Here is a 22,717-nt window from a genome sequence, read left to right on the forward strand (position 1 = left end):
ATCAATTCTTTACTACTATAATTATACACCATAGAGTATAATAAATATATACCACTTTAAGTTGATAAAAAGTATCAGCTTTTTTATTAATATCTAAAAAATATAAAAAAGAGCATACTATAATTATTAGTATATTAAAAATAATTATGAAGAATATGCAAAAAAAATATATTTTTATGGCATGATTTTTGCTAATTAATTATTATAAGGTTATATTTTAAATAAGAAAATTATATGTATCGGTTATTATTAAGGAGGAAAAATGATGAAAAAAGGGATAGCTGCTTCAAAGGGATATGCTATAGGAAAAGTTTTTATTAAGGAAGATGTAAATATAGAGGTTGTAGAAAAAAATATAGATAATGTAGAGGAAGAAAAAGCAAGATTTAAAACTTCCTTAAGCACTACTAGAGAACAGCTTAAAAAAATAAAAGAAAAAGCTCAAAAAGAAGTAGGAGAAGAAAAAGCAGCGGTATTTGATAGCCATATTATGCTATTAGATGATCCAGAATTTGCTGGAGCTGTAGAAATGAATATAGAATCTAATAAAGTTAATTCAGAAAAAGCACTTGATGAAGTAATTGACATGTATAGTGCTATATTTGCTTCAATGGAAGATGAATATATGAAAGAAAGAGGAGCAGATATAAAAGACGTAGGTAAAAGAATAATGTTAAATCTTATGGGTAAATCAACAGGTAGTATGGATGATTTAGATAAAGACACCATAATAGTAGCCCAAGATTTAACTCCATCTGATACTGCTCAATTAGATAAAGAAAAAGTAATAGCTTTTTTAACTAATATAGGTGGAAGAACTTCTCACAGTGCTATAATGGCTAGAACCTTAGAAATACCAGCTATAGTTGGTATGAAAGATATAACTGAATATGTTAAAAATGGCGATGTGGTAATAGTTGATGGATCAGAAGGAACAGTAATAATAAACCCAGATGAAGAAACTATAGAAAAATATGAAGAAAGAAAGAAAGCTTTCTTAAAAGAAAAGGAAGAATTAAAGAAACTTATAAATGTTGCAACAATTACTAAAGCAGGAAAAACAGTAGAAGTTTGTGGAAATATAGGAAAACCTCAAGATGTTCATCAAGTGTTAGAAAATGGTGGAGAAGGGGTAGGCCTTTTCAGAACAGAATTTTTATATATGGATAGAGACAATATGCCATCAGAAGATGAACAATTTGAGTCTTATAAATATGCAGTAGAAAAAATGGATGGCAGACCTGTAGTTATAAGAACTTTAGATATAGGTGGAGATAAAAAACTACCATATTTACAAATGCCTGAAGAAATGAATCCTTTCTTAGGATATAGAGCTATAAGATTATGTCTTGATAGAACAGAATTATTTAAAGTTCAATTAAGAGCATTACTTAGAGCATCTGCTTTTGGAAATTTAAAAATAATGTTTCCAATGATATCATCTTTATCAGAATTTAAGGCCGCTAAAGAATTATTAAAAGAATGTATGGATGAACTTAAAGTAGAAGGAAAAGAATTTAATGAAAATTTAGAAACAGGTATAATGGTAGAAATACCAGCAGCTGCTGTATGTGCCGATGAACTTGCTAAATATGTAGATTTCTTTAGTATAGGGACTAATGATTTAATACAATATACATTAGCAGCAGATAGAATGAATGAAAAAATATCATATCTTTATAATCCAATGCATCCTGCAGTATTAAGATTAATAAAAATGACTATAGATGCAGCACACAAAGAAGGAAAATGGTGTGGAATGTGCGGAGAAATGGCGGGAGATGAAACTGCTATAGCAACTCTTGTAGAATATGGATTAGATGAGTATTCTATGAGTGCATCTTCTATATTAACAGCAAAAAAATTAATAATGAATTCTTAATAAAAAGCTTCATGTTAACATTAAGTTAACATGAAGTTTTTTTACACAATTGATATTTTTAGATATAATTATGTATATATATATTTTTTTCTTGGGAGGGAATAATATGGTAAAAAATAAGAAAATAGGTTTAATATTATTTGTGTTAATTATATTTAGTTTATCAGTGGGATGTTCTAAGACCAATAAACCTTCAGTTGAAAATAATAAACAGGAAGAAAAGAAGGTAGAATCTAATAATAGTCAAAAGGAAGATAAAGAAAAAAAAGTAGACATAGAAAACAAAAAAGAAGATAATAAACCTAAAAAAGAACAGTTTAAAAAATATAATTTTGCTAACATAGAAAAGAAAGAAATAGTAGATAAAAAATTACAAGAAAAAATAAATGGTAAATGGAAAGAAAGTGAACAAAAAAAATACTCAGTTGTTGTAGAAGGAAAAGGGGATTCAGGAGAAGAAGAAGGAATAGGTGAAATTTATTTGAAAGAGAACAATACTAATAAAATATGGGAATTAAAAGCTAATGAAATAAAAGATCAAAAAAGTCCTAAGTTTTCAGAATGGATAGATAATAAAAATTTATTAGTTGTTATAGGTCATGGATATGGCACAGTGTCTAAAGGTGGAAATTTATATTGCATAAATGTAGAAAATAATACTATTATTCCAGTATATGAAGCAAAGGATGATAAGCATGAAGTTATGTCCTTTGAAAAGGTGAAAGATAATTCAGATAGAACAAGTTTAATATTGAAATTAAATGTATATGAAGACGATAATTTTATTAAATCACATACAGAAAAAATGACAATATCAAATGATGAGGTAAAAGAATTTACTAAATAAGAACTATACTAAGTGAGGAATGTCAAATGAATAAGGAAGCTAAATCTAGAAAAATATATACTCAGGCTTTAAATAGTTTCAATGATGGGAAAATAGATAAAGCTCTAGATTTGTGTGAAAAAAGTATATCAATGGACTTAAAAAATGGTTCAGCTATAAATTTAAAGGGATTATTATATTATTTAAAAGGCGATTTAATAAGCTGCAAAAATTTATGGAAAATAAATTGTAACACAAATAAGAATACAGTATCACAAAAATATTTACAAGATATCCAGTACGATGAGCAATTTTTAAAAAAATATGCCAATTCTATATCGTTAATTAAAAACAATGATATAGAAGGTGCCATAGATTTATTAAAACAGTGCGAAAAAACAGATTTTAATAGTATAAATGTTTGTAATAACTTAGCTATGTGTTATATAAAATTGGGCAAATATAATAATGCTCTACAATATTATGAAAAGGTATTAGCTAGAGATAAAAATAATAAGTTATGTTTAAAAATAAAAAAACAACTATGTAAAAATGGATTAATAAAAAATAACATAGGTAAAAAAATATTAGTAGCAGTGTTGATTATCGCTATTATATCCTCTGTTTCTGTATATTTATTTATTAGGAGCAATAATATAAAAGAGGTTCATAAAATAAACAATAATAAAATATCATCTAAAAATCACACAAATAAGACAAGCACACCTAAGAAAGAACCAGTAAAAAAACCAAATATAAAAAAGGAAGAAAAAATGAATGTACAAGAATTAAATAATTTTATAGATAAGAAAAATTTTGTAGAATTATATAACATATATTCAAACTATAAAGATAAAAATTTAGATGTTAACAGTAAAAGTGTGCTGATAAAGGCAGAGAAATTTTTGAAAGAAGAAGGAATAGAGTATTTTTATAATACAGCTATGGAAAATGCCAATAATAAAAAGTACAAGGAAAGTAATGAATTTCTTTTAAAAGCATATAGTTTTGGTAATATTAATTATTTGTATCCACATATAATATATTTATTAGCTACAAATTATGAAGGGCTAAATAATATAAGTGAATGTTTAAAATATTATGAAATATATGCTAATAAGTTTACTAATAGCGATTATGGAGATTTAGCGTTATATAAGTTAGCTATATTAAATGAAAAGATAGATGATAATAAATCTAGAAATTATGCTGAAAAATTATCAGAAACATATCCTGAATCTATGTACAATAACTCTAATATAAATAGAATTTTAAACAAACAATAATATTTAGAATATTTTATTTAGAATGTAAAACAATAATATTAGTAGTTTAATATTATTGTTATTTTACAGGAGAGAGCAAAAAATGATTATAATTATAAAAAATGGATATGTATATTCCCCAAAATTTTTAGGAAAAAAGGATGTTTTAATAACTTCCAATAAGATAGAAGGAATATATAATGATTTAAAGATACCAAAGGATTTTGGTGATATAAAAGTTATAGATGCTAAAGAAAATATAGTTGTACCAGGATTTATAGATTCTCATGTACATTTAATCGGTGGAGGGGGAGAAGGTGGATTTAGTACTAGAACACCTGAAATACAATTATCAAATATAATAAGTTCTGGTATAACTACTGTGGTAGGTTGTATGGGAACAGATGGTATATGTAGAAGTATGGAATCTCTGCTAGCTAAAGCTAATGGTTTAGAGGAAGAAGGAATAACCACATATATATATACAGGATCATATAGCATACCTGTTAATAACATTACAGGTTGTTCAAAGTCAGATATTATGCTAATAGATAAAGTAATAGGCATAGGAGAAATAGCTTTGTCAGATCATAGATCTTCTCAGCCTAGTTATGAGGACTTTATAAAAATTTGTGCAGAAGGAAGAGTTGGAGGTCTGTTAGCTAATAAAGCCGGAATTATTCATGTTCATATTGGTAGTGGTAAAAGAGGAATAGATTATATACTTAAAGCAATAGAAGATACAGAAATACCACCATCTCAAATTATACCTACTCATATGGGAAGAAATGAATATTTGTTTAATCAAGGAATTGAATATATAAAAAAAGGTGGAGTTATTGATTTAACTACAAGTTCTGATCCTAATTTTTTAGAAGAAGGAGAAATAAAAGCTAGTACAGGACTTAAAAGGATATTAGATAGTGGATTAGATATAGAAAAAATTCATTTTTCTTCTGATGGACAGGGAAGTTTACCTATATTTAATGAAAAAAGACAGTATATAGGATTAGGTATAGGATCAGTTAATTCGTTGTATAGGGAATTTAAGGATTGTGTTATAAAAGAAAAAATAGAAATTGAAGATGCTTTGAAAGTGGTTACATCAAATATAGCTGATTATTTAAAATTAAAAAACAAAGGGTATATAGAAAAAGATAGAGATGCAGATATAGTGATATTAGACAAACAAAATTTAGATGTATTAGATGTATTTTGTAAAGGAAAACAATTACTTAAAGAAGGTAAAATATTGAAAAAAGGCACATTTGAAGGATAAATAATAAATTATTATAATAAGTTTTTAAAACTGTTGACTAATATAGTTTCATATATTAGAATATAAATAAACACATACCCTGCAAGGGTATATCGGAGGGTGATTAATTATGGCTAAAGAAATAAATGAAAGCGCATTCGGTGCAGAAGTATTAAATTCTGATGTTCCTGTAGTAGTAGATTTTTGGGCAACATGGTGCGGACCTTGTAAAATGCTTGCTCCTGTAGTAGAAGAAATATCTGAAGAATTACTTGGCAAAGCAAAATTTGTTAAAGTTAATGTAGATGATAATCCTGTTATATCAACACAATATAAAATAGCTAGTATACCAACACTTATGGTATTTAAAGCAGGTGAAGCTGTTGAAACATTAGTTGGATTTAGACCAAAAGAATCTATAAAATCAACACTAGAAAAATACATTTAATATAAAAAATTGAGAATAACTTAATGTTATTCTCAATTTTAGATTTTTTAGGAGGAAAGTTTATGGGGAAAAGATATGATATAGCTATAATAGGAAGTGGCCCAGCAGGACTAGAAGCAGCTATAAATGCCAAGATAAGAAATAAAGATATAATAATATTTGGGAATAGGGATCTAAGTTCAAAATTGGTAAAGGCTCCCAAAATAAATAATTACCTTGGATTTCATGATATTTCTGGTAGCCAATTGAAAGATAAATTCATAGATCATATAAATAATATGGGAATAGAAATAACTTATGAAAGAATAAATAACGTTTATGCCATGGGAGAGTATTTTGCTTTAATGGTTAATGAAAAAATGTATGAGTCTAAAACAGTTATATTAGCTACTGGAGTTGAATATGGTAAAGCATTAAAAGGTGAAGAAGAGCTTTTAGGTAAAGGGGTAGGATACTGTGCTACTTGTGATGCACCACTTTATAAAAATAAAACAGTGGCTATAATAGGTTACAATAAGGAAGCGGAAGAAGAAGCTAATTTTGTAAGTGAATTAGTTTCAAAACTTTATTACATACCTATGTATAGAGGAGATTATTCCTTAAACCATAAAATTCAAGTTGTTAATGATAAACCTGTAGAAATATTAGGAGATGAGCATGTAGAAAAATTATTGCTTAAAAATTCACAATTAGAAGCAGATGGTATTTTTGTTTTAAAAGATAGTGTATCTCCTTCACAACTAGTTCCAGGATTAGAAATGGAAGATGAGCATATAAAGGTTGATAGAAAAATGCAAACTAATATATCAGGATGTTTTGCTGCAGGAGATTGTACTGGAAAACCATATCAATATATAAAATCTTCAGGAGAAGGTCAAGTTGCAGCATTGAATGCAGTTTCTTATTTAGACAATATTAAGTTACAAACCCCAAATAGTAAATAAATTTATAAATAGTATAATAATAGGATTTAGTACATAATTGAAATTTCATGTATATACTAAATCCTATTATTTTATGAAATATATTTAATTTGTTTTAAAAAACACATGATTGCCTATTGTCTTTCTATCATTTTTAGATACATTAATCATCCAGTTACATGTAGATATTTTAGGGTTATAAAAATAAAGAGAGCTATTTGTAGGATCTTTTCCTTTTAAAGCTTCTTCCACTGCTCGAAAACTTGATTCATCTGGTATTCTAGATATTGATCCATTTTTATTTAAACAAGAAAAAGCGTTTTTTTGCTTAATTACGCTATCTATACTTTTAGGAAAGCCAGGTGATACAGTTCTATTTAAAATCACAGAAGCTACGGCTACTTTACCTTCAAAAGGTTCTGATTCACTTTCAGCTTGAACCACTTGAGCCATTAAATATATGTCGTCTTTTGTAAGATATATATTTTTATTTATATGTTTTATAACTTGAACATCTTCAGAATTATTAATATTTGGATCATCCATATAAGAAAAAGCTGATATGGACTTATTCCAAGATGAACTAAAAATAATTATAGTTAAAACTATAATTACATTAAATAAAAAATACTTTTTCATTTGCTCACTCCTTTTGCCTACGAGGTTAGCTGACGGGTTCGGAAAAGGTATAACCTACGTAATTTAATTTTACGATTCACCCCAAAGTATGGTTTCCCCGTGTTTTTGTAAACTTAGGCTAATACTAGTGTAACCATAAAAATTATTTTAATACTTAAAAATATAAAAAAATTATAAATTTGTTTCAAGTGTGATATAAAAACAATTAAATAGTGTATAATTGAGATATATACTTATTCTAAGGGGTGACTTTTAATTGGAATTTTTGGATATGATAGTTAATTCTATAAAAAATATTAGTATATATTCTATATTAGATATATTAGTAGTATCTTATATTTTTTATAAAAGTTATATGTTAATAAAGGAAACTAGAGCAGAACAATTATTAAAAGGTATAATACTTATAATAATATTAATACCAATAAGTGGTTTTTTAAATTTAACTATGTTAAGTTGGATATTAACCAAAACACTTACTATAGGGGTTCTATCCTTCGTTATAATTTTCCAACCAGAAATACGAAGGGCTCTTGAGCATATAGGAAGAAGTGCATTTACAGAGAAACACTTATTGCAAGATGAAGAGGTAATGAGTAAAGTTATAGATAACATTGTAGTATCAGTGGATAATCTTTCAAAAAGTAAAACTGGTGCTTTAATAGTTATTGAACAATTTACTGGATTAGGAGAAATAATAAATACAGGAACTAAATTAGATGCTATGGTATCATCAGCGCTATTAGAAAATATATTTGTTGTAAATACCCCATTACATGATGGGGCTACAATTATAAGAAATGATAGAATAGTATCTGCAGGATGTTTTTTGCCCTTAACACAAAATACAGATATAAATAAAAAATTAGGAACAAGACACAGAGCTGCCATAGGTATATCAGAAAATTCGGATGCTATAACTATAGTTGTATCTGAAGAAACTGGTATGATTTCTTTGGCTGTTAATGGTCAATTAACAAGAGGATATGATAAAGAGAAATTAAAGGATATTATGATAAAAATAATAAAAAAAGGATTTAGTGAAGATAGTACTTTTAGGGGGCAGGTGGTAGAATGGGCAAAAAAAGTAAAACAGAAAATATAATAGTGAAAATTTGTTGTATAATAGCTTCCTTATCTTTATGGTTATATATTTTTAATATAGAGAATCCAATAAAAGAGCAAAAGATAACTGTACCAGTAAATATAGTTAATAAAGGAAGTATGAATGATCTTGATTTAGCTCTAGTGCCAAAAGAAATCAACACTGTAACATTAATAATTAAAGGAAATGTAAAAGATATTTATTCTGTAAAACCAGATGATTTTAAATTAGAAGCAGATTTAAGCTCTTTTGGGCTAAAAAAAGGCGAAAATAAAATACCTGTTAAAATAAAGAAAAAGCCCAATAATATTAATATAATCAATGAAGAAAATTTATGGACTAAAATTGTTTTAGATAAAGTACAATCTAGAACAGTACCAATTAATATAAAAGTCACAGGTACTCCCAAAGAAGGCTATGCAGCTTTAAATCCAATTTTAGCAAAGGAAACAGCTACAATTTATGGAACAGAAACCTATATTAAGAATGTAAAAGAAGTAGTAGGAACATGTAACATAGAAGGCAAGTCTTCAGAGATAAAAACCAATATATCTCTCCAAGCTAGAAGCTATGATGGGAATATAATCAATGAGGTTTTAGTACAACCTGATAAAGTGTATATTGAAATACATTTAAAAAGAATTAAAAAGGTACCAATAAACATGAGACTTAGTGAGGACATATCAAATAATAAAAATATAGAATCTATAACACCATTACAAAATGAAGTTGAAATTTCTGGTGAGGAACAGATAGTACAAAATATAAAGAGTATAGATACAGAAACTATCAATGTAAGTTCTATAAAGGTAGGACAGGAAGATATAGAGAGTAAATTAATATTACCCAAAGGAGTAATATTGGTAAATAGCAATGACAGTATAAAGGTTAAAATTAAGTTTAAAGTGGTAGAAGGAAAAAAAGAAGAACCCCAAAATAAAGAAAAAGAACAAAATAAAGAAGAAAAACCTATTGAGAAAAAAATAACAAAAAATATTAATATGTTAAATTTACCTAATGATAAAGAAGCTGTATTGGCTCAATCTAATATAACTATAAATATAAAAGGTAACAAGGATATCATAGATAAAATTAATGAAAATAATATAAATTGTTCTGTAGATTTAAAAAATGTTAAAGTAGGAGAAAATACAGTAAAAGTTATGGTAGATATGGGAGACAATAAAGTAGATTACAGTGCTAATATAGATAGCGTGAAAGTAACAGTAAAACAAAAGCAGGAGGAATAGCATGTCATTAAGAATTAATAATTTAGCTTTAGAAATAGATGAAGATTTAGACTTATTAAAAAATAAGGCTTGTAAAAAATTGAATATATCTCCAAAGCATATAAAGGATCTTAGAATATTAAGAGAATCTATAGATGCTAGAAGAAATTCTATAAAATTTAACTACTCCGTTGAGGTATTTTGTGAAAATGAGAAAAGACTAGTTAAAAATATAAGAGACAAAAATATAATTGTTCAAGATGATGAATATGAAGAAAAAATACAATTGGGAACTAAAGATATGAAAGAAAGACCTATAATAGTAGGTATGGGGCCAGCAGGTATGTTTGCTGGTCTTATGCTGGCTAAAAATGGATATAAACCTATAATTATAGAAAGAGGAGAATCAGTAGAACAAAGGAGTAAAACCGTAGAAAAATTTTGGGACTCAGGGGTTTTAAACACAGAGTCCAATGTACAATTTGGTGAAGGTGGTGCAGGTACTTTTTCAGATGGAAAGTTGACAACTAGAATAAAGGATAAAAGATGTTCTTTTATTTTAGAAGAGATGATTAAAGCTGGAGCACCAAATGAAATAATATATTCTGGAAAACCTCATATTGGGACAGATATATTAAAAAATGTGGTTAAGAATATAAGGAATACTATAATTTCTCTTGGAGGAGAAATCAGATTCAATAGCAAATTAGAAGATATAAAAATTAAAAATGGAAATGTAAGTGCTATAATAGTAAATAAAGAAGAAATTCCATGTACCAATCTAATATTAGCCATAGGCCATAGTTCCAGAGATACCTACCAGATGCTTTATAGAAATAATATTTTTATGGAAAGCAAACCTTTTGCAATAGGAGTTAGAGTAGAGCATTTAAAGGAAATGATAGATGAAAATCAATATGGAAAATATGCAGGACATCCTAGACTTAAGGCTGCAGATTATAGATTGACCTATAGAACTAAAAATAGCAATAGATCAGTGTATAGTTTTTGTATGTGTCCCGGTGGAGAGGTAGTAGCTGCCGCTTCTGAAGAAGGACTATTAGTTACAAATGGTATGAGCTATTATTCAAGAGATGAGAAAAATTCAAATTCAGCTATAGTAGTGTCTATAAAACCTGAAGATTTTCAAGGGAATACGCCTTTAAAGGGAATGGAATTCCAAAGATACTACGAAAGATTAGCTTATAAATTAGGGGGAGAAAATTATAATGCTCCGGTCCAATTAGTAGAGGATTTTTTGAAAGATAAGGTTTCTTTATCACTAGGAGAAGTGCAACCATCTTATAAACCGGGATATGAGTTTAAAAATTTATCACAATGTTTACCAGATTATGTAGTAGATTCTTTAAAAGAAGGTTTTATAAGTTTTGATAATAAAATAAAAGGATTTGCTAGTAATGGTGCTGTTTTAACGGGAATAGAAACTAGAACTTCAGCTCCTGTAACGGTGAGTAGAAATGAAAATTTAGAAAGCATATCATTAAAAGGTTTATACCCAGCAGGAGAAGGGGCTGGATACGCAGGAGGCATAATTTCAGCAGCAGTTGATGGAGTAAAAGTTGCAGAAAATATAATAAAAATATATAGGCCAATAGAATAAAATTTTTGAAAAAACGTTGCGTTGTATCTTAATTTTGTTAAAATATAAAGTAAAGAATAATATAAATATGGGAGATTTAAAATGAGGTATAATGATCTTATATTAGTAATTAATCCAGGATCTACGTCTACCAAAATTGCTTTATTTAATAAAGAAGATCCTATAATTATAGACAACTTATTTCATTCACTAGATGAGATAAATAAATATGATACAATATATGAACAAAAGAATATGAGAGAGAAACTAATAATGAAATGGCTAAAAGAAAAGGGCGTAGATTTAAATAGACTAACCTCTATAGTTGGTAGAGGTGGTCTGCTACGCCCTATGCCAGGTGGTACTTATAAAGTAACACAAAAAATGTTAGAGGATTTAAAAATAGGTTATCAAGGTCAGCATGCTTCTAATCTTGGACCAGTTATAGCCTATGATATCTCAGAAAAATTAAATATACCTTCTTTTACAGTGGATCCAGTTGCAGTAGATGAAATATTAGATGAAGCAAGAATATCAGGTATACCTGAAATAAAAAGAAGATCTTTAGTTCATGCTTTAAATATAAAAGCTGTAACAAGAAAAGTATGTAAAAAACTCAATAAAAAATTTTATGACAGTTCATTTGTAGTAGCTCACTTAGGTGGGGGTATATCAGTATGTCCAATTAAAAATGGCAACATATTGGATGTGAATAATGCTAATGAAGAAGGTCCATTTTCTCCTGAAAGGACAGGCAGTCTACCTGTAGGAGATTTGATAAAAATAGCTTATAGTAATAGATATAGTTATAAGGAAATGAAGAAAAAAATTATAGGCAAAGGTGGACTAATAGCATACTTAGATACAAATGATGGAAGAGTGGTAGATAGAATGATTGAGGAAGGTAATGAAAAAGCTAAGATTATTTTTGAAAGTATGGCGTATCAAATCTCGAAAGAAATAGGTGCTATGGCAACAGTATTAAAAGGTGATATAGATGCTATAATTCTTACAGGAGGGTTAGCTTATAATAAAAGATTAACTACCTGGATAAAAGAAAGAGTTCAATTCATATCTCCAATTGAATTAGTGGCTGGAGAAGAAGAAATGTTAGCTTTAGCTCAAGGTGCATTAAGAATTTTAAACAAAGAAGAGAGTGCTAAAATTTACGAGGAAGAGGTGTGTTTCAATGATTAAAAGTTTTGATGAAATATTACAAAGGGCAAAGGAACAAGAAAAAAGAACTATATCTGTAGCAGTTGCTCAAGATAAACACGTATTAGAAGCTGTAAAGGATGCCAAAGATCAAGGTCTTGTTAATGGAATACTTGTAGGAAACTTATCTAAGATACAGGAAATAGCAAAAGAAATTGGAATGAATTTAATGGATTATAAGGTAATACATGTAAACGATGACAAAAAAGCTGCATTAAAAGCTGTTGAAGTAGTTTCAACAGGTGAAGCAGATATGGTTATGAAGGGACTAATAGATACAGCAAGTTTCTTAAGAGCTGTGTTAAATAAAGAAATAGGATTAAGAACAGGGACTTTAATGTCTCATATTGGAGTTTTTGAAGTTAAGAAGCTAGAGAAAATAGTAATGATTACAGATTCAGCTTTTAATATGTATCCTGAATTACAAGAAAAAGTTCAGATTGTTAAAAATGCAGTTACAGTTGCTCATGCAATAGGTATTGAAAATCCAAAAGTTGCACCTATTTGTGCAGTTGAGGTAGTTAATCCTAAAATGCCTGCTACATTAGATGCTGCAGCACTTTCTAAAATGAGTGATAGAGGACAAATAAAAGGATGCATAATTGATGGACCATTAGCGTTAGATAATGCTATATCAGAAGAAGCTGCGGCACATAAAGGAATAAAGAGCCCAGTGGCAGGTAATGCTAACATTTTCTTAATGCCTAACATAGAAGCAGGAAATGTAATGTACAAGTCATTAACATATGCAGCAGATTGCAAAAATGGTGGATTATTAGTAGGAACATCAGCACCAGTTGTATTAACTTCAAGAAGTGATAGCCATGAATCAAAATTAAATGCCATTGCCTTAGCAGCATTAGTTGCTAGTCAACTAAAGAAATAAATATATTTTAAATTAGGGAGGACGTCAATATGGGTTACAAATTATTAATAATAAATCCTGGATCAACATCAACAAAAATAGGGGTGTATGATGATGAAAACCAAATATTAGAAGAAACATTAAGACACCCTTCAAAAGAAATTGAGAGTTATAAAACTATATTTGATCAATTTGAATTTAGAAAAGAAGTTATATTAAATGTTCTGAAAGAAAAGAATTTTGATGTAAATGAATTAGATGCTATTGTAGGTAGAGGTGGGCTTTTAAAGCCAATTGAAGGGGGAACCTATGGAGTAAATGATGCTATGATTGAAGATTTAAAAATAGGAGTTCAAGGTCAGCATGCATCTAATCTTGGTGGAATAATAGCAAATGAAATAGCAAGAGGTCTTAACGTACCTTCATTTATAGTGGACCCTGTAGTTGTTGACGAAATGAATGATATAGCAAGAATATCAGGTATGCCTGAAATAAAAAGGAAAAGTATATTTCATGCATTAAATCAAAAAGCAGTTGCTAAAAGATATGCAAAAGAAAATAATAAAAATTATGAACATCTTAACTTAATAGTAGTTCATATGGGTGGAGGAGTTTCTGTAGGAACTCATGAAAAAGGAAAGGTAGTAGATGTAAACAATGCTTTAGATGGTGAAGGGGCATTCTCACCAGAAAGATCAGGAGGAGTTCCAATAGGAGACCTAGTTAAATTATGCTACAGCGGTAAGTACACTTATGAAGAAATGAAAAAGAAAATAAGTGGAAAAGGAGGAGTAGTAGCATATTTAAATACAAATGATTTTAGAGAAGTAGAGGAAAATGCTGAAAAAGGTAATAAAGATGCTAAATTAATTGTAGATGCGTTTATATTCCAAGTTGCCAAAGATATAGGGCAAAATGCGGCAGTTTTATGTGGAAAAGTGGATGCTATATTATTAACAGGTGGAATAGCATATAGTAAAGCTATATGTGAAGGTATAAAGGAAAGAGTATCATTTATAGCACCAATAGTTAGATTCCCAGGTGAGGATGAATTATTAGCATTAACTCAAGGAGCTCTAAGAGTATTAAAAGGAGAAGAAGAAGCCAAGGAATACAAATAATATCAATGGTTATTAAATATAGATATAAATAGGACAAATAGAAAAATAAAGCAAATTTTTTATGATAAAATTATAACAATTAAAAAAACGACAAAATACTTTACAACTGCAAGTATTTTTATGATATAATGAAATTGCAAATTCATCTATAATTTGTTCATAGATGAAAATTAAAGGAGTTATTTCATAGAGCATGAAAAAAAAATTTTCCATATTATGAAAAGGGTTTCAATCTGTGGAAGTACTTTCTTTTGGAGTGATGATAATGAGTAGAATAAATGTTTTCACAGGACATTTTGGTAGTGGGAAAACAGAAATTGCTGTAAATTATGCTATGAAGTTAGCAAAGGAAGGTAAAAAAGTAGCTTTAGTAGATATTGATATTGTAAATCCATATTTCTGCTCAAGAAGTTTAAAGGAAGAGTTCGACAAGTTAGGTATAAGATTAATAGCTTCCGATCCTAAACTTATGAATGCAGAGTTAATGGTGGTGCCCGGAGAAGTTATGTCCGTGTTCAATGACAAAAGCTATGAGGTAGTTATGGATATAGGTGGTGATGATCAAGGAGCAACAGTACTTGGTCAATACAACAAATATTTTAATGAAGAAGACTATGACATGTATTTTGTTATTAACAACAATAGGCCCCTTACATCTAATGAAAAAGAAACAGAGGATTATATAAATGCAATAGAAATTTCATCAAGATTGAAGGTTAAGTATCTTATATCTAATACAAATCTTTCATATGAAACTTCAGTGAATCATATATTAAAAGGAGATGACATAGTTTTAGAGCTTTCTAAAAAAACAGGTCTTCCTTATAAATATATTGTGTGTAGAAAAGAATTTGTAGATGATATAAAGGGAAAAGTTCATGCAGAAATATTGACGATAGATATATACATGAAACCACCTTGGAGGTAATTTTACACTCAAAATTGTCGAAATATTGTAATTTGTCAATAAATAAAAATTTATCAATAAATTTAAACAGAATATAGACTTACAAGGCATTGTTATTATTAAAACTTAAGGAGGGGTTGTAATGCCAAAAGTAATATTTAGGGAAGAAAGATGTAAGGGCTGTGGTCACTGCATTCAAGTGTGCCCTAAAAAAATAATTAGCTTTTCAGACAAGCTAAATGTAAAAGGATATAATCCAGCTACAATAGTTGATGAGAAGAAAGATGATTGTATAGCTTGTGCTTCATGTGCAAGAATATGCCCAGATTGTGTAATAACAGTAGAAAAGTAAAAAGGAGGGGTTATGATGGGTGAAAAAGTTTTAATGAAAGGTAACGAGGCTATAGGAGAAGCTGCTATTCAAGCAGGATGTGAATGTTTCTTTGGATATCCAATTACTCCACAAACAGAAGTAGCAGCCTATATGTCAAAGAAAATGCCTAAAATAGGAAAGACATTCGTTCAAGCTGAAAGTGAAATATCAGCTGTAAATATGGTATATGGTGCAGCAGGAACAGGAATAAGATGTATGACTTCTTCAAGCTCACCAGGAATAAGTTTAAAATCAGAAGGACTTTCATATATAGCGGCAGCAGAGTTGCCATGTGTCATAATAAACATTGTTAGGGGAGGTCCAGGTCTAGGAAGTATCCAACCTGCACAGTCAGACTATTTCCAAGCAACAAAAGCAAGTGGACATGGTGATTTCAACATGCCAGTATTTGCACCAGCTTCTATACAAGAAATGGTTGATTTAATTCAAAATGCGTTCGATCTAGCTGACATATACAGAACACCATGTATGATTATGGGTGATGGAATGCTTGGACAAATGATGGAACCTGTTGAATTTAAAGAAAGATCATCTAAAAAACTTCCACCAAAAGATTGGGCTGCTAATGGCTTACATGGGAGAGAGAAACATAATATAATAAACTCCTTATATTTACAACCAGAAATATTAGAAAAGCATAATATGCATTTACAAGATAAATATGCTCAAATCAAAGAAAATGAAGTTAAATATGAGTTATATAATTGTGACCAAGAATGTGATTTAATATTAGTTGCATATGGCACAACTTCAAGAATATGTAAAAATGTTGTTGAAATTGCAAGAGAACAAGGTTTAACACTAGGCTTAATAAGACCTATAACAATATGGCCTTTCCCATTTGAAGCCTTCGAGAAAACTGTAGATCTTACTAAACATGGATATTTATCTGTAGAAATGAGTTGTGGTCAAATGGTTTATGATGTTAAGTTAGCATCTAACGGAAGAAAACCAGTAGATTTCTATGGAAGATCTGGTGGAATGGTTCCAGATCCATCAGATATCCTAGAAAAAGTTAAATCTATAGTAGGAGGTGTTAAATAATGGCTATAGTATATCAACCACCTAAAGCACTATTGGACGTTCCTACACATTATTGTCCAGGATGTACTCATGGTGTAATTCATAAATTAGTTGGAGAAGTAATTGACGAACTTGGAGTATTAGATAAAACAATCGGTGTTGCTCCAGTTGGATGTTCAGTTTTAGCATATAATTATTTTACTTGTGATATGTTTGAAGCTGCTCATGGTAGAGCTCCAGCAGTTGCTACAGGTATAAAAAGAGCAAACCCAGATGCAGTGGTATTTACTTATCAAGGTGATGGAGACTTAGCTGCTATAGGTACAGCAGAAATAGTTCACATTGCAACTAGAGGGGAAAATGTTACAACAATATTTGTAAATAACTGTATATATGGAATGACAGGTGGACAAATGGCACCTACTACATTACCAAATCAAGTAACAGAAACAACACCTTATGGAAGAGACACAAGCTATGCAGGATTCCCAATAAGAGTATCAGAAATGATAGCTACTTTAACAGGAGCTTGCTATGTAGAAAGAGTATCTGTAGATACAGTTCCAAACATATTAAAAGCTAAAAAAGCTATAAAGAAAGCTTTCCAAAATCAAATAGATAAAAAAGGATTCTCTTTAGTTGAAGTATTATCAATATGCCCAACTAACTGGGGGTTATCTCCTCAAGAATCTATGACTTGGTTAAGAGAAAACATGATTCCATACTATCCTCTTGGTGTTAAGAAGGATACAACTGAGGAGGTGAAATAATATGGCAGCACAACAAATTATATTTGCAGGCTTTGGTGGCCAAGGTATATTATCAATGGGTAAATTTTTAGCTTATGCAGGAATGGACTCAAACATGGAAGTTTCATGGTTGCCATCTTATGGTCCAGAAATGAGAGGAGGTACAGCTAACTGTTCTGTAGTTCTATCTGATACACCAGTTGGATCACCAATAGTAACTAAACCAGATACAATAGTTGTAATGAATAGACCTTCTCTAGATAAATTTGAAGACAAAGTAGCATCAGGTGGATTAATTATATTAGATTCTGACTTAGTTGACAGAATGCCAAAGAGAGATGACGTGAAAGTTATAGCTATACCAGCTCAATCTGAAGGAGACAAAATAGGTAGCAAAAAAATAGCTAACATGGTTCTTTTAGGAGCTCTTGTAAAAGAAACAGGAATAGTTACTATGGACGAAATAACAGCATCATTAAAAGATCATGGTAAAGAAGCGTTCTTTGAATCAAATAAAGCAGCTCTTAAAGCTGGAGAAAAATACGTAAAATAATAGATAAAATATTGCCAGTGAAGATGCTTTCTTCACTGGCTTTTTATATTTTCACTTATGTTTCCTATTGTTAGAAGTAGTAAACTATAATATAATATCTATGTGTATTTAAAAAATAGGAGTGATGAATTACATGGGACGAATATTCGGAACGGATGGAGTCAGAGGAATAGCCAATAAAGAACTAACAACTGACTTAGCATATAAATTAGGAAAAGCAGGAGCTTTTATATTAACTGAAGGGGCACATAGGCCCCAAATACTTGTAGGTATGGATACAAGAATATCAGGGGATATGCTAGAGAGTGCTTTAGTTGCAGGTATATTATCTGTAGGAGCAGAAGCCATTTGTGTAGGTGTAATACCCACACCAGCTATTGCATATTTAACAAGAAAATATAATGCAGATGCAGGAGTTGTTATTTCCGCATCACATAATCCAGTAGAATACAACGGTATAAAATTTTTTAATAAAAATGGATATAAATTATCAGATCAATTAGAGGATAATATACAAGCTTTGATAGAAAGTAATTTCAAAGATGTTCCAATTTTAGTTGGAGAAAATATAGGAAGAAAAATTGAAGAAGAGGGAGAAGCTATAAGAGATTACATAGATTTTGCTAAATCAACTATAAAAGGAGATTTAAAAGGATTAAAAGTAGCCTTAGATTGTGCTAACGGAGCATCATATATAACATCTGTAGAAGCTTTTAAAGAACTAGGAGCAGAAGTTCATGTTATAAACAATAAACCTGATGGCATAAATATAAACAAAAAATGTGGATCAACACATCCAGAAGATCTTATGGAATATGTAGTTAAAAATAATTGCCACTTAGGATTAGCTTTTGATGGAGACGCAGATAGATGTCTAGCAATAGATGAAAAAGGTAATCTAGTAAATGGAGACTTCATATTAGCTATATGTGGTAAGGAACTAAAAAAACAAGGCAAGTTAAACAAAAACACTGTAGTAGTTACTGTAATGAGTAATTTAGGGTTAGATATAGCAATGAAAAGGGAAAAAATAAATACTGTAAAAACTAAAGTGGGAGACAGATATGTTTTAGAAGAAATGCTTAAAAATGATTATGTAATAGGGGGAGAGCAATCAGGACATATTATATTCTCAGATTTTAATACTACAGGGGATGGTCTTGTAACTGCTCTACAAGTAGCTCATATTGTAAAAGAAAGCGGAAAAACTTTCTCAGAATTATGTTCTATAATGAAAGAATTACCACAGGTTTTAGTTAATGCTGTAGTTCCAAATGATAAAAAAGATATTTATTTAAAAGATGAAGAAATAAAATCTAAAATAGATAAAATAACAAAAGATTTAGATGGATGCGGAAGAGTACTTATAAGACCTTCAGGTACAGAACCTTTAGTAAGAGTAATGCTTGAAGGAGAAAATCAAGAAGAAATAGATAAATTAGCACATAATTTAGCTAAACTAATAGAAGATAAAGTAAAATAATAAAATATAAAAATAGTTTATAATTAACTTTGATTATAAACTATTTTTATATTTTTTATTATGTTTTAAAATTTATTATAATAGAAAAAATTAAGAATAATTAGTATAATATATTAAATGAAAAAAATATATATTTAGGAGATATAAATTATGATAAATACAATAATTTTTGATATGGATGGGGTAATGATAGATACAGAACCATTATCCTTTGAAAGCAGTAAAATCTTATTAAAAATGTATAATAAAGATTATACTGAAGAGTTTCATAAAGCTTGTATGGGTCGTAGCATGGCTGAAGTAATAAAAAGAACTATAAATGAATACCAGTTAAAGGAAAATGAAGAAGATTTATTAGAAAAAAGAAATGAAATATATATGAACATTGCTTTAGAAAAAGCAGAACCTATAAATGGTTTATTTGAATTATTGGAGTATATAAAGAATTCAAATATAAAATGTGCAGTAGCAACAGGTAGTAACAGAAAAATAGCAGAACTTCTACTAAAAAAATTAGGAATACTAGATTATTTTCAATTTATTTTACCAGGAGATGAAATGGAAAAATCAAAGCCAGATCCTTGGCCTTATTTGGAGGTTATGAGAAGATTAAATTCTTTGAGCAAAGAGACAATTATTATGGAGGATTCTATAAATGGGATAAAATCAGCCATAGCTGCAGGATGTAATGTTATTGCAATAAATAGTATATGGGAAGATAAGAACACAAAAGAAATAATATCATTTGAAAAAGACTTAAAAGGAGTTAAAGATATAATAAGAAGTTTAATAAAATAATAAACATTAATGAAATATAGACAGATATAATATTCATAAAAAATTAAGTTAACAAACGAAAATTAAAATGCTATAATGTATTAGGAAGAAAGTTAAAAGGTTATAAAAGCGCCAGAACTTAAGTAATAAACTTATGTAATATATGAATTAATTGATGGGTATAAAATTCAAAATTTAGAGTAAATAGAAAACTTAGATTCATATCTAAGTAGTTTTATTGACTAAATTGAGTATTGAATACAACATATAGTTTAGTTCAATATAAATAAGTTTGACAATCTAAATTTAAAATTTGGAGTATATATGGGGAAATTTACATTAGCATCTGAGTAAGTTCCACTAAGCCAAATTAAAAATTTGGAGTGTATATAGGAAACTCAGATTAGTATCTGAGTAAGTTCCACTAATACCAAATTAAAAATTTGGAGTGTCACTTAAGTTGACGAGGATATAGGAGTATCGAAATTTCGGCGGATATCCTATGGGATCTCACAGCCCTAGAAGCTATAATAAAAGTTAGAAGTAATTCTAATTACAAAAAAGCTTTAGTGAGGACTTTCTTCTTAAATTATTTATATAGTCTAAGGAGGATTTTTTTATGTGCGGAATCGTAGGATACGTAGGATTTAGAAAGGCAACGGATGTAATTGTAGAGGGATTGTCAAAATTGGAGTATAGAGGATATGACTCTGCTGGAATTGCTGTTAATGACGGAAAAGAAATAGAATGTCAAAAATACAAAGGTAGATTAAAAGTATTAAGTGATCATTTAGAAACTAAGCCTATGGATGGAACTATAGGAATAGGACACACAAGATGGGCTACTCATGGAGTGCCATCTGATGTAAATTCACATCCACATTTAAATATGGACGAGACAATCGCTGTAGTTCATAATGGTATAATTGAAAATTATATGGAAATAAAAGAATGGTTAATTTCTAAAGGTGTAGAATTTAAATCAGATACAGATACTGAAGTAATAGCTCATTTAGTTGATCATTATTATAAAGGAGATATATTACAAGCAGTATTTAAAGCTATAAAAAAATTTAGAGGAGCTTACGCACTAGGAGTAGTTTGTAAGGATGAACCAGAAAAATTAGTAGCTGTAAGAAAAGACAGCCCATTAATAGTAGGAATTGGAGAAAATGAGAATTTTATTGCTTCTGACGTACCAGCTATTTTAAAATATACTAGAGATGTATATTTCTTAGATAATGGAGAAGTAGTTACTTTAGAAAAAAACAAAATAACAATTTATAATGAAAAAGAAGAACAAGTATCAAAAGAACCTTGTCATGTAATGTGGGATGTAGAAGCAGCATCTAAAGGTGGATATGATCACTTCATGATAAAAGAAATAAATGAACAACCAACAGGTATAAAAGAAACTTTAGTTAGAAGATTAGATGAAAATGGTAAGATTAAATTAGATGATATAAAATTAACAAAAGAAGATTTAGATGATATAAATAAAGTTTATATCGTTGCTTGTGGAACTGCATATAATGCTGGAATAACAGGAAGGTATGCTATTGAAAGATTTGCAAAAATAGCTGTAGAAACAGATGTGGCTTCAGAATTTAGATATAGAAATCCATTTATAGACCATAAAACATTAATTATTGTTGTAAGTCAATCAGGGGAAACAGCAGATACTTTAGCAGTTGTAAGAGAAGGAAAAGAAAAAGGAGCTAGAGTTTTAGCTATTACTAATGTTGTAGGTTCTTCTATAGCGAGAGAATCAGATGATGTATTCTATACTTGGGCAGGTCCTGAAGTAGCAGTTGCATCAACTAAAGCATATACAACTCAACTTGTAGCATTGTATATGATAGCACTAGATATGGGACTTAAGAGAGGAACAATCACTGAAGAGTATTATAATAATATAATCAATGAATTAAAACTTATACCTGAAAAAGTACAAAAAATACTTGATCAACATGATGAAATAAAAGAAATAGCAAATGAGATAAAAGATAAAGAACATGCATTTTATATAGGAAGAGGTTTAGACTATAACCTTTCATTAGAAGGTTCTTTAAAAATAAAAGAAATATCTTATATGCATGCAGAAGCTTTTGCTGCAGGTGAATTAAAACATGGTACTATAGCTCTTATTGAAGAAGAAACACCAGTTGTAGCTACAATGACTCAAACAGAATTATTTGAGAAAAGTGTTTCTAATATAAAAGAAGTTAAATCAAGAGGAGCACATGTTATTGCTATAACTCAAGAAGGAAACAAAGAAGTAGAACAAGTAGCAGATAGAGTAATTTATATACCAAGAACAGAGGATATATTACAAACAATCATTGCTGTAGTTCCTCATCAATTATTAGCATATTATGTGGCAGTATTAAAAGGCCGTGATGTGGATAAGCCAAGAAATTTAGCTAAATCTGTTACAGTTGAATAAAAAGAGGAA

Annotated in this window: 21 protein-coding genes and 1 riboswitch; of the genes, 20 read left to right on the forward strand and 1 reads right to left on the reverse strand. The window is 29.2% G+C overall.

Annotated elements, in window-relative coordinates; all coding sequences use genetic code 11:
* Positions 1 to 262 precede the first annotated feature (262 nt).
* The 6 genes from ptsP (at position 263) to NGI68_RS06970 (ending at position 6,623) form a co-directional block, all read left to right on the forward strand.
* Positions 263 to 1,882, forward strand: coding sequence for a phosphoenolpyruvate--protein phosphotransferase (ptsP, locus tag NGI68_RS06945; protein WP_251860751.1), 1,620 nt, complete (start codon positions 263 to 265; stop codon positions 1,880 to 1,882).
* Positions 1,883 to 1,988: 106 nt separating this feature from the next.
* Positions 1,989 to 2,729, forward strand: a complete 741-nt coding sequence (locus NGI68_RS06950) for a DUF4652 domain-containing protein (protein ID WP_251860752.1) — start codon at positions 1,989 to 1,991, stop codon at positions 2,727 to 2,729.
* A 26-nt stretch (positions 2,730 to 2,755) separates the two neighbouring features.
* Entirely contained in the window at positions 2,756 to 3,994 is a 1,239-nt protein-coding gene (locus tag NGI68_RS06955) for a tetratricopeptide repeat protein (RefSeq protein WP_251860753.1), read from the forward strand.
* 82 nt (positions 3,995 to 4,076) lie between these two features.
* A complete protein-coding gene (gene iadA / locus NGI68_RS06960) occupies positions 4,077 to 5,252 on the forward strand; it encodes a beta-aspartyl-peptidase (RefSeq protein ID WP_251860754.1) in 1,176 nt (391 codons plus the stop codon).
* A 109-nt stretch (positions 5,253 to 5,361) separates the two neighbouring features.
* Positions 5,362 to 5,679 carry a thioredoxin gene (gene trxA, locus NGI68_RS06965; protein ID WP_251860755.1) on the forward strand — a complete coding sequence of 106 codons (318 nt, stop codon included), beginning with the start codon at positions 5,362 to 5,364 and terminating at the stop codon, positions 5,677 to 5,679.
* Positions 5,680 to 5,741: 62 nt separating this feature from the next.
* Complete coding sequence (locus NGI68_RS06970) at positions 5,742 to 6,623, forward strand: NAD(P)/FAD-dependent oxidoreductase (protein ID WP_251860756.1); 882 nt, start codon at positions 5,742 to 5,744, stop codon at positions 6,621 to 6,623.
* 84 nt (positions 6,624 to 6,707) lie between these two features.
* Here the strand turns inward: NGI68_RS06970 and NGI68_RS06975 are convergent, their stop codons facing one another.
* Complete coding sequence (locus NGI68_RS06975) at positions 6,708 to 7,241, reverse strand: cell wall hydrolase (RefSeq protein ID WP_251860757.1); 534 nt, start codon at positions 7,239 to 7,241, stop codon at positions 6,708 to 6,710.
* Positions 7,240 to 7,371, reverse strand: a riboswitch (cyclic di-AMP (ydaO/yuaA leader). Its footprint overlaps the gene before it by 2 nt.
* A 126-nt stretch (positions 7,372 to 7,497) precedes the next feature.
* Between NGI68_RS06975 and cdaA the strand changes: the two genes are divergently transcribed.
* The 14 genes from cdaA (at position 7,498) to glmS (ending at position 22,708) form a co-directional block, all read left to right on the forward strand.
* On the forward strand, positions 7,498 to 8,346 hold the full coding sequence (gene cdaA, locus NGI68_RS06980) for a diadenylate cyclase CdaA (RefSeq protein ID WP_251860758.1): 849 nt from the start codon (positions 7,498 to 7,500) through the stop codon (positions 8,344 to 8,346).
* Complete coding sequence (locus tag NGI68_RS06985) at positions 8,316 to 9,596, forward strand: CdaR family protein (RefSeq protein WP_251860759.1); 1,281 nt, start codon at positions 8,316 to 8,318, stop codon at positions 9,594 to 9,596. The genes cdaA and NGI68_RS06985 overlap by 31 nt, the downstream gene beginning before the upstream one ends.
* 1 nt (position 9,597) lies before the next feature.
* Positions 9,598 to 11,196 (forward strand): NAD(P)/FAD-dependent oxidoreductase, encoded by a 1,599-nt coding sequence (locus NGI68_RS06990; protein WP_251860760.1) that lies wholly within the window; start codon positions 9,598 to 9,600, stop codon positions 11,194 to 11,196.
* 81 nt (positions 11,197 to 11,277) lie between these two features.
* The gene (gene buk / locus NGI68_RS06995) at positions 11,278 to 12,372 is read left to right on the forward strand and encodes a butyrate kinase (RefSeq protein ID WP_251860761.1); all 1,095 of its coding nucleotides are present in this window, start codon (positions 11,278 to 11,280) and stop codon (positions 12,370 to 12,372) included.
* Entirely contained in the window at positions 12,365 to 13,276 is a 912-nt protein-coding gene (ptb, locus tag NGI68_RS07000) for a phosphate butyryltransferase (protein ID WP_251860762.1), read from the forward strand. Before buk (NGI68_RS06995) ends, ptb begins: the two co-directional genes overlap by 8 nt.
* 29 nt (positions 13,277 to 13,305) lie before the next feature.
* Positions 13,306 to 14,376, forward strand: coding sequence for a butyrate kinase (gene buk, locus NGI68_RS07005; RefSeq protein ID WP_251860763.1), 1,071 nt, complete (start codon positions 13,306 to 13,308; stop codon positions 14,374 to 14,376).
* A 265-nt stretch (positions 14,377 to 14,641) separates the two neighbouring features.
* Positions 14,642 to 15,304 carry a P-loop NTPase gene (locus tag NGI68_RS07010; protein WP_251860764.1) on the forward strand — a complete coding sequence of 221 codons (663 nt, stop codon included), beginning with the start codon at positions 14,642 to 14,644 and terminating at the stop codon, positions 15,302 to 15,304.
* A gap of 121 nt (positions 15,305 to 15,425) precedes the next feature.
* The gene (locus NGI68_RS07015; protein ID WP_251860765.1) at positions 15,426 to 15,635 is read left to right on the forward strand and encodes a 4Fe-4S binding protein; all 210 of its coding nucleotides are present in this window, start codon (positions 15,426 to 15,428) and stop codon (positions 15,633 to 15,635) included.
* A gap of 15 nt (positions 15,636 to 15,650) precedes the next feature.
* Positions 15,651 to 16,721: a 3-methyl-2-oxobutanoate dehydrogenase subunit VorB gene (locus tag NGI68_RS07020; RefSeq protein ID WP_251860766.1), complete on the forward strand. Its 1,071-nt coding sequence runs from the start codon at positions 15,651 to 15,653 to the stop codon at positions 16,719 to 16,721.
* Complete coding sequence (locus NGI68_RS07025; RefSeq protein ID WP_251860767.1) at positions 16,721 to 17,470, forward strand: thiamine pyrophosphate-dependent enzyme; 750 nt, start codon at positions 16,721 to 16,723, stop codon at positions 17,468 to 17,470. Before NGI68_RS07020 ends, NGI68_RS07025 begins: the two co-directional genes overlap by 1 nt.
* Position 17,471: 1 nt before the next feature.
* On the forward strand, positions 17,472 to 18,002 hold the full coding sequence (locus tag NGI68_RS07030) for a 2-oxoacid:ferredoxin oxidoreductase subunit gamma family protein (protein ID WP_251860768.1): 531 nt from the start codon (positions 17,472 to 17,474) through the stop codon (positions 18,000 to 18,002).
* A 133-nt stretch (positions 18,003 to 18,135) separates the two neighbouring features.
* Entirely contained in the window at positions 18,136 to 19,485 is a 1,350-nt protein-coding gene (gene glmM / locus NGI68_RS07035) for a phosphoglucosamine mutase (RefSeq protein WP_251860769.1), read from the forward strand.
* A gap of 150 nt (positions 19,486 to 19,635) precedes the next feature.
* Positions 19,636 to 20,283: an HAD family hydrolase gene (locus NGI68_RS07040; protein WP_251860770.1), complete on the forward strand. Its 648-nt coding sequence runs from the start codon at positions 19,636 to 19,638 to the stop codon at positions 20,281 to 20,283.
* A gap of 598 nt (positions 20,284 to 20,881) precedes the next feature.
* Positions 20,882 to 22,708: a glutamine--fructose-6-phosphate transaminase (isomerizing) gene (gene glmS / locus NGI68_RS07045; protein ID WP_251860771.1), complete on the forward strand. Its 1,827-nt coding sequence runs from the start codon at positions 20,882 to 20,884 to the stop codon at positions 22,706 to 22,708.
* Positions 22,709 to 22,717: the final 9 nt, after the last annotated feature.

The sequence above is a fragment of the Clostridium sp. Marseille-Q2269 genome (genome assembly GCF_943736985.1).
Lineage (GTDB): Bacteria > Bacillota > Clostridia > Clostridiales > Clostridiaceae > Clostridium_F.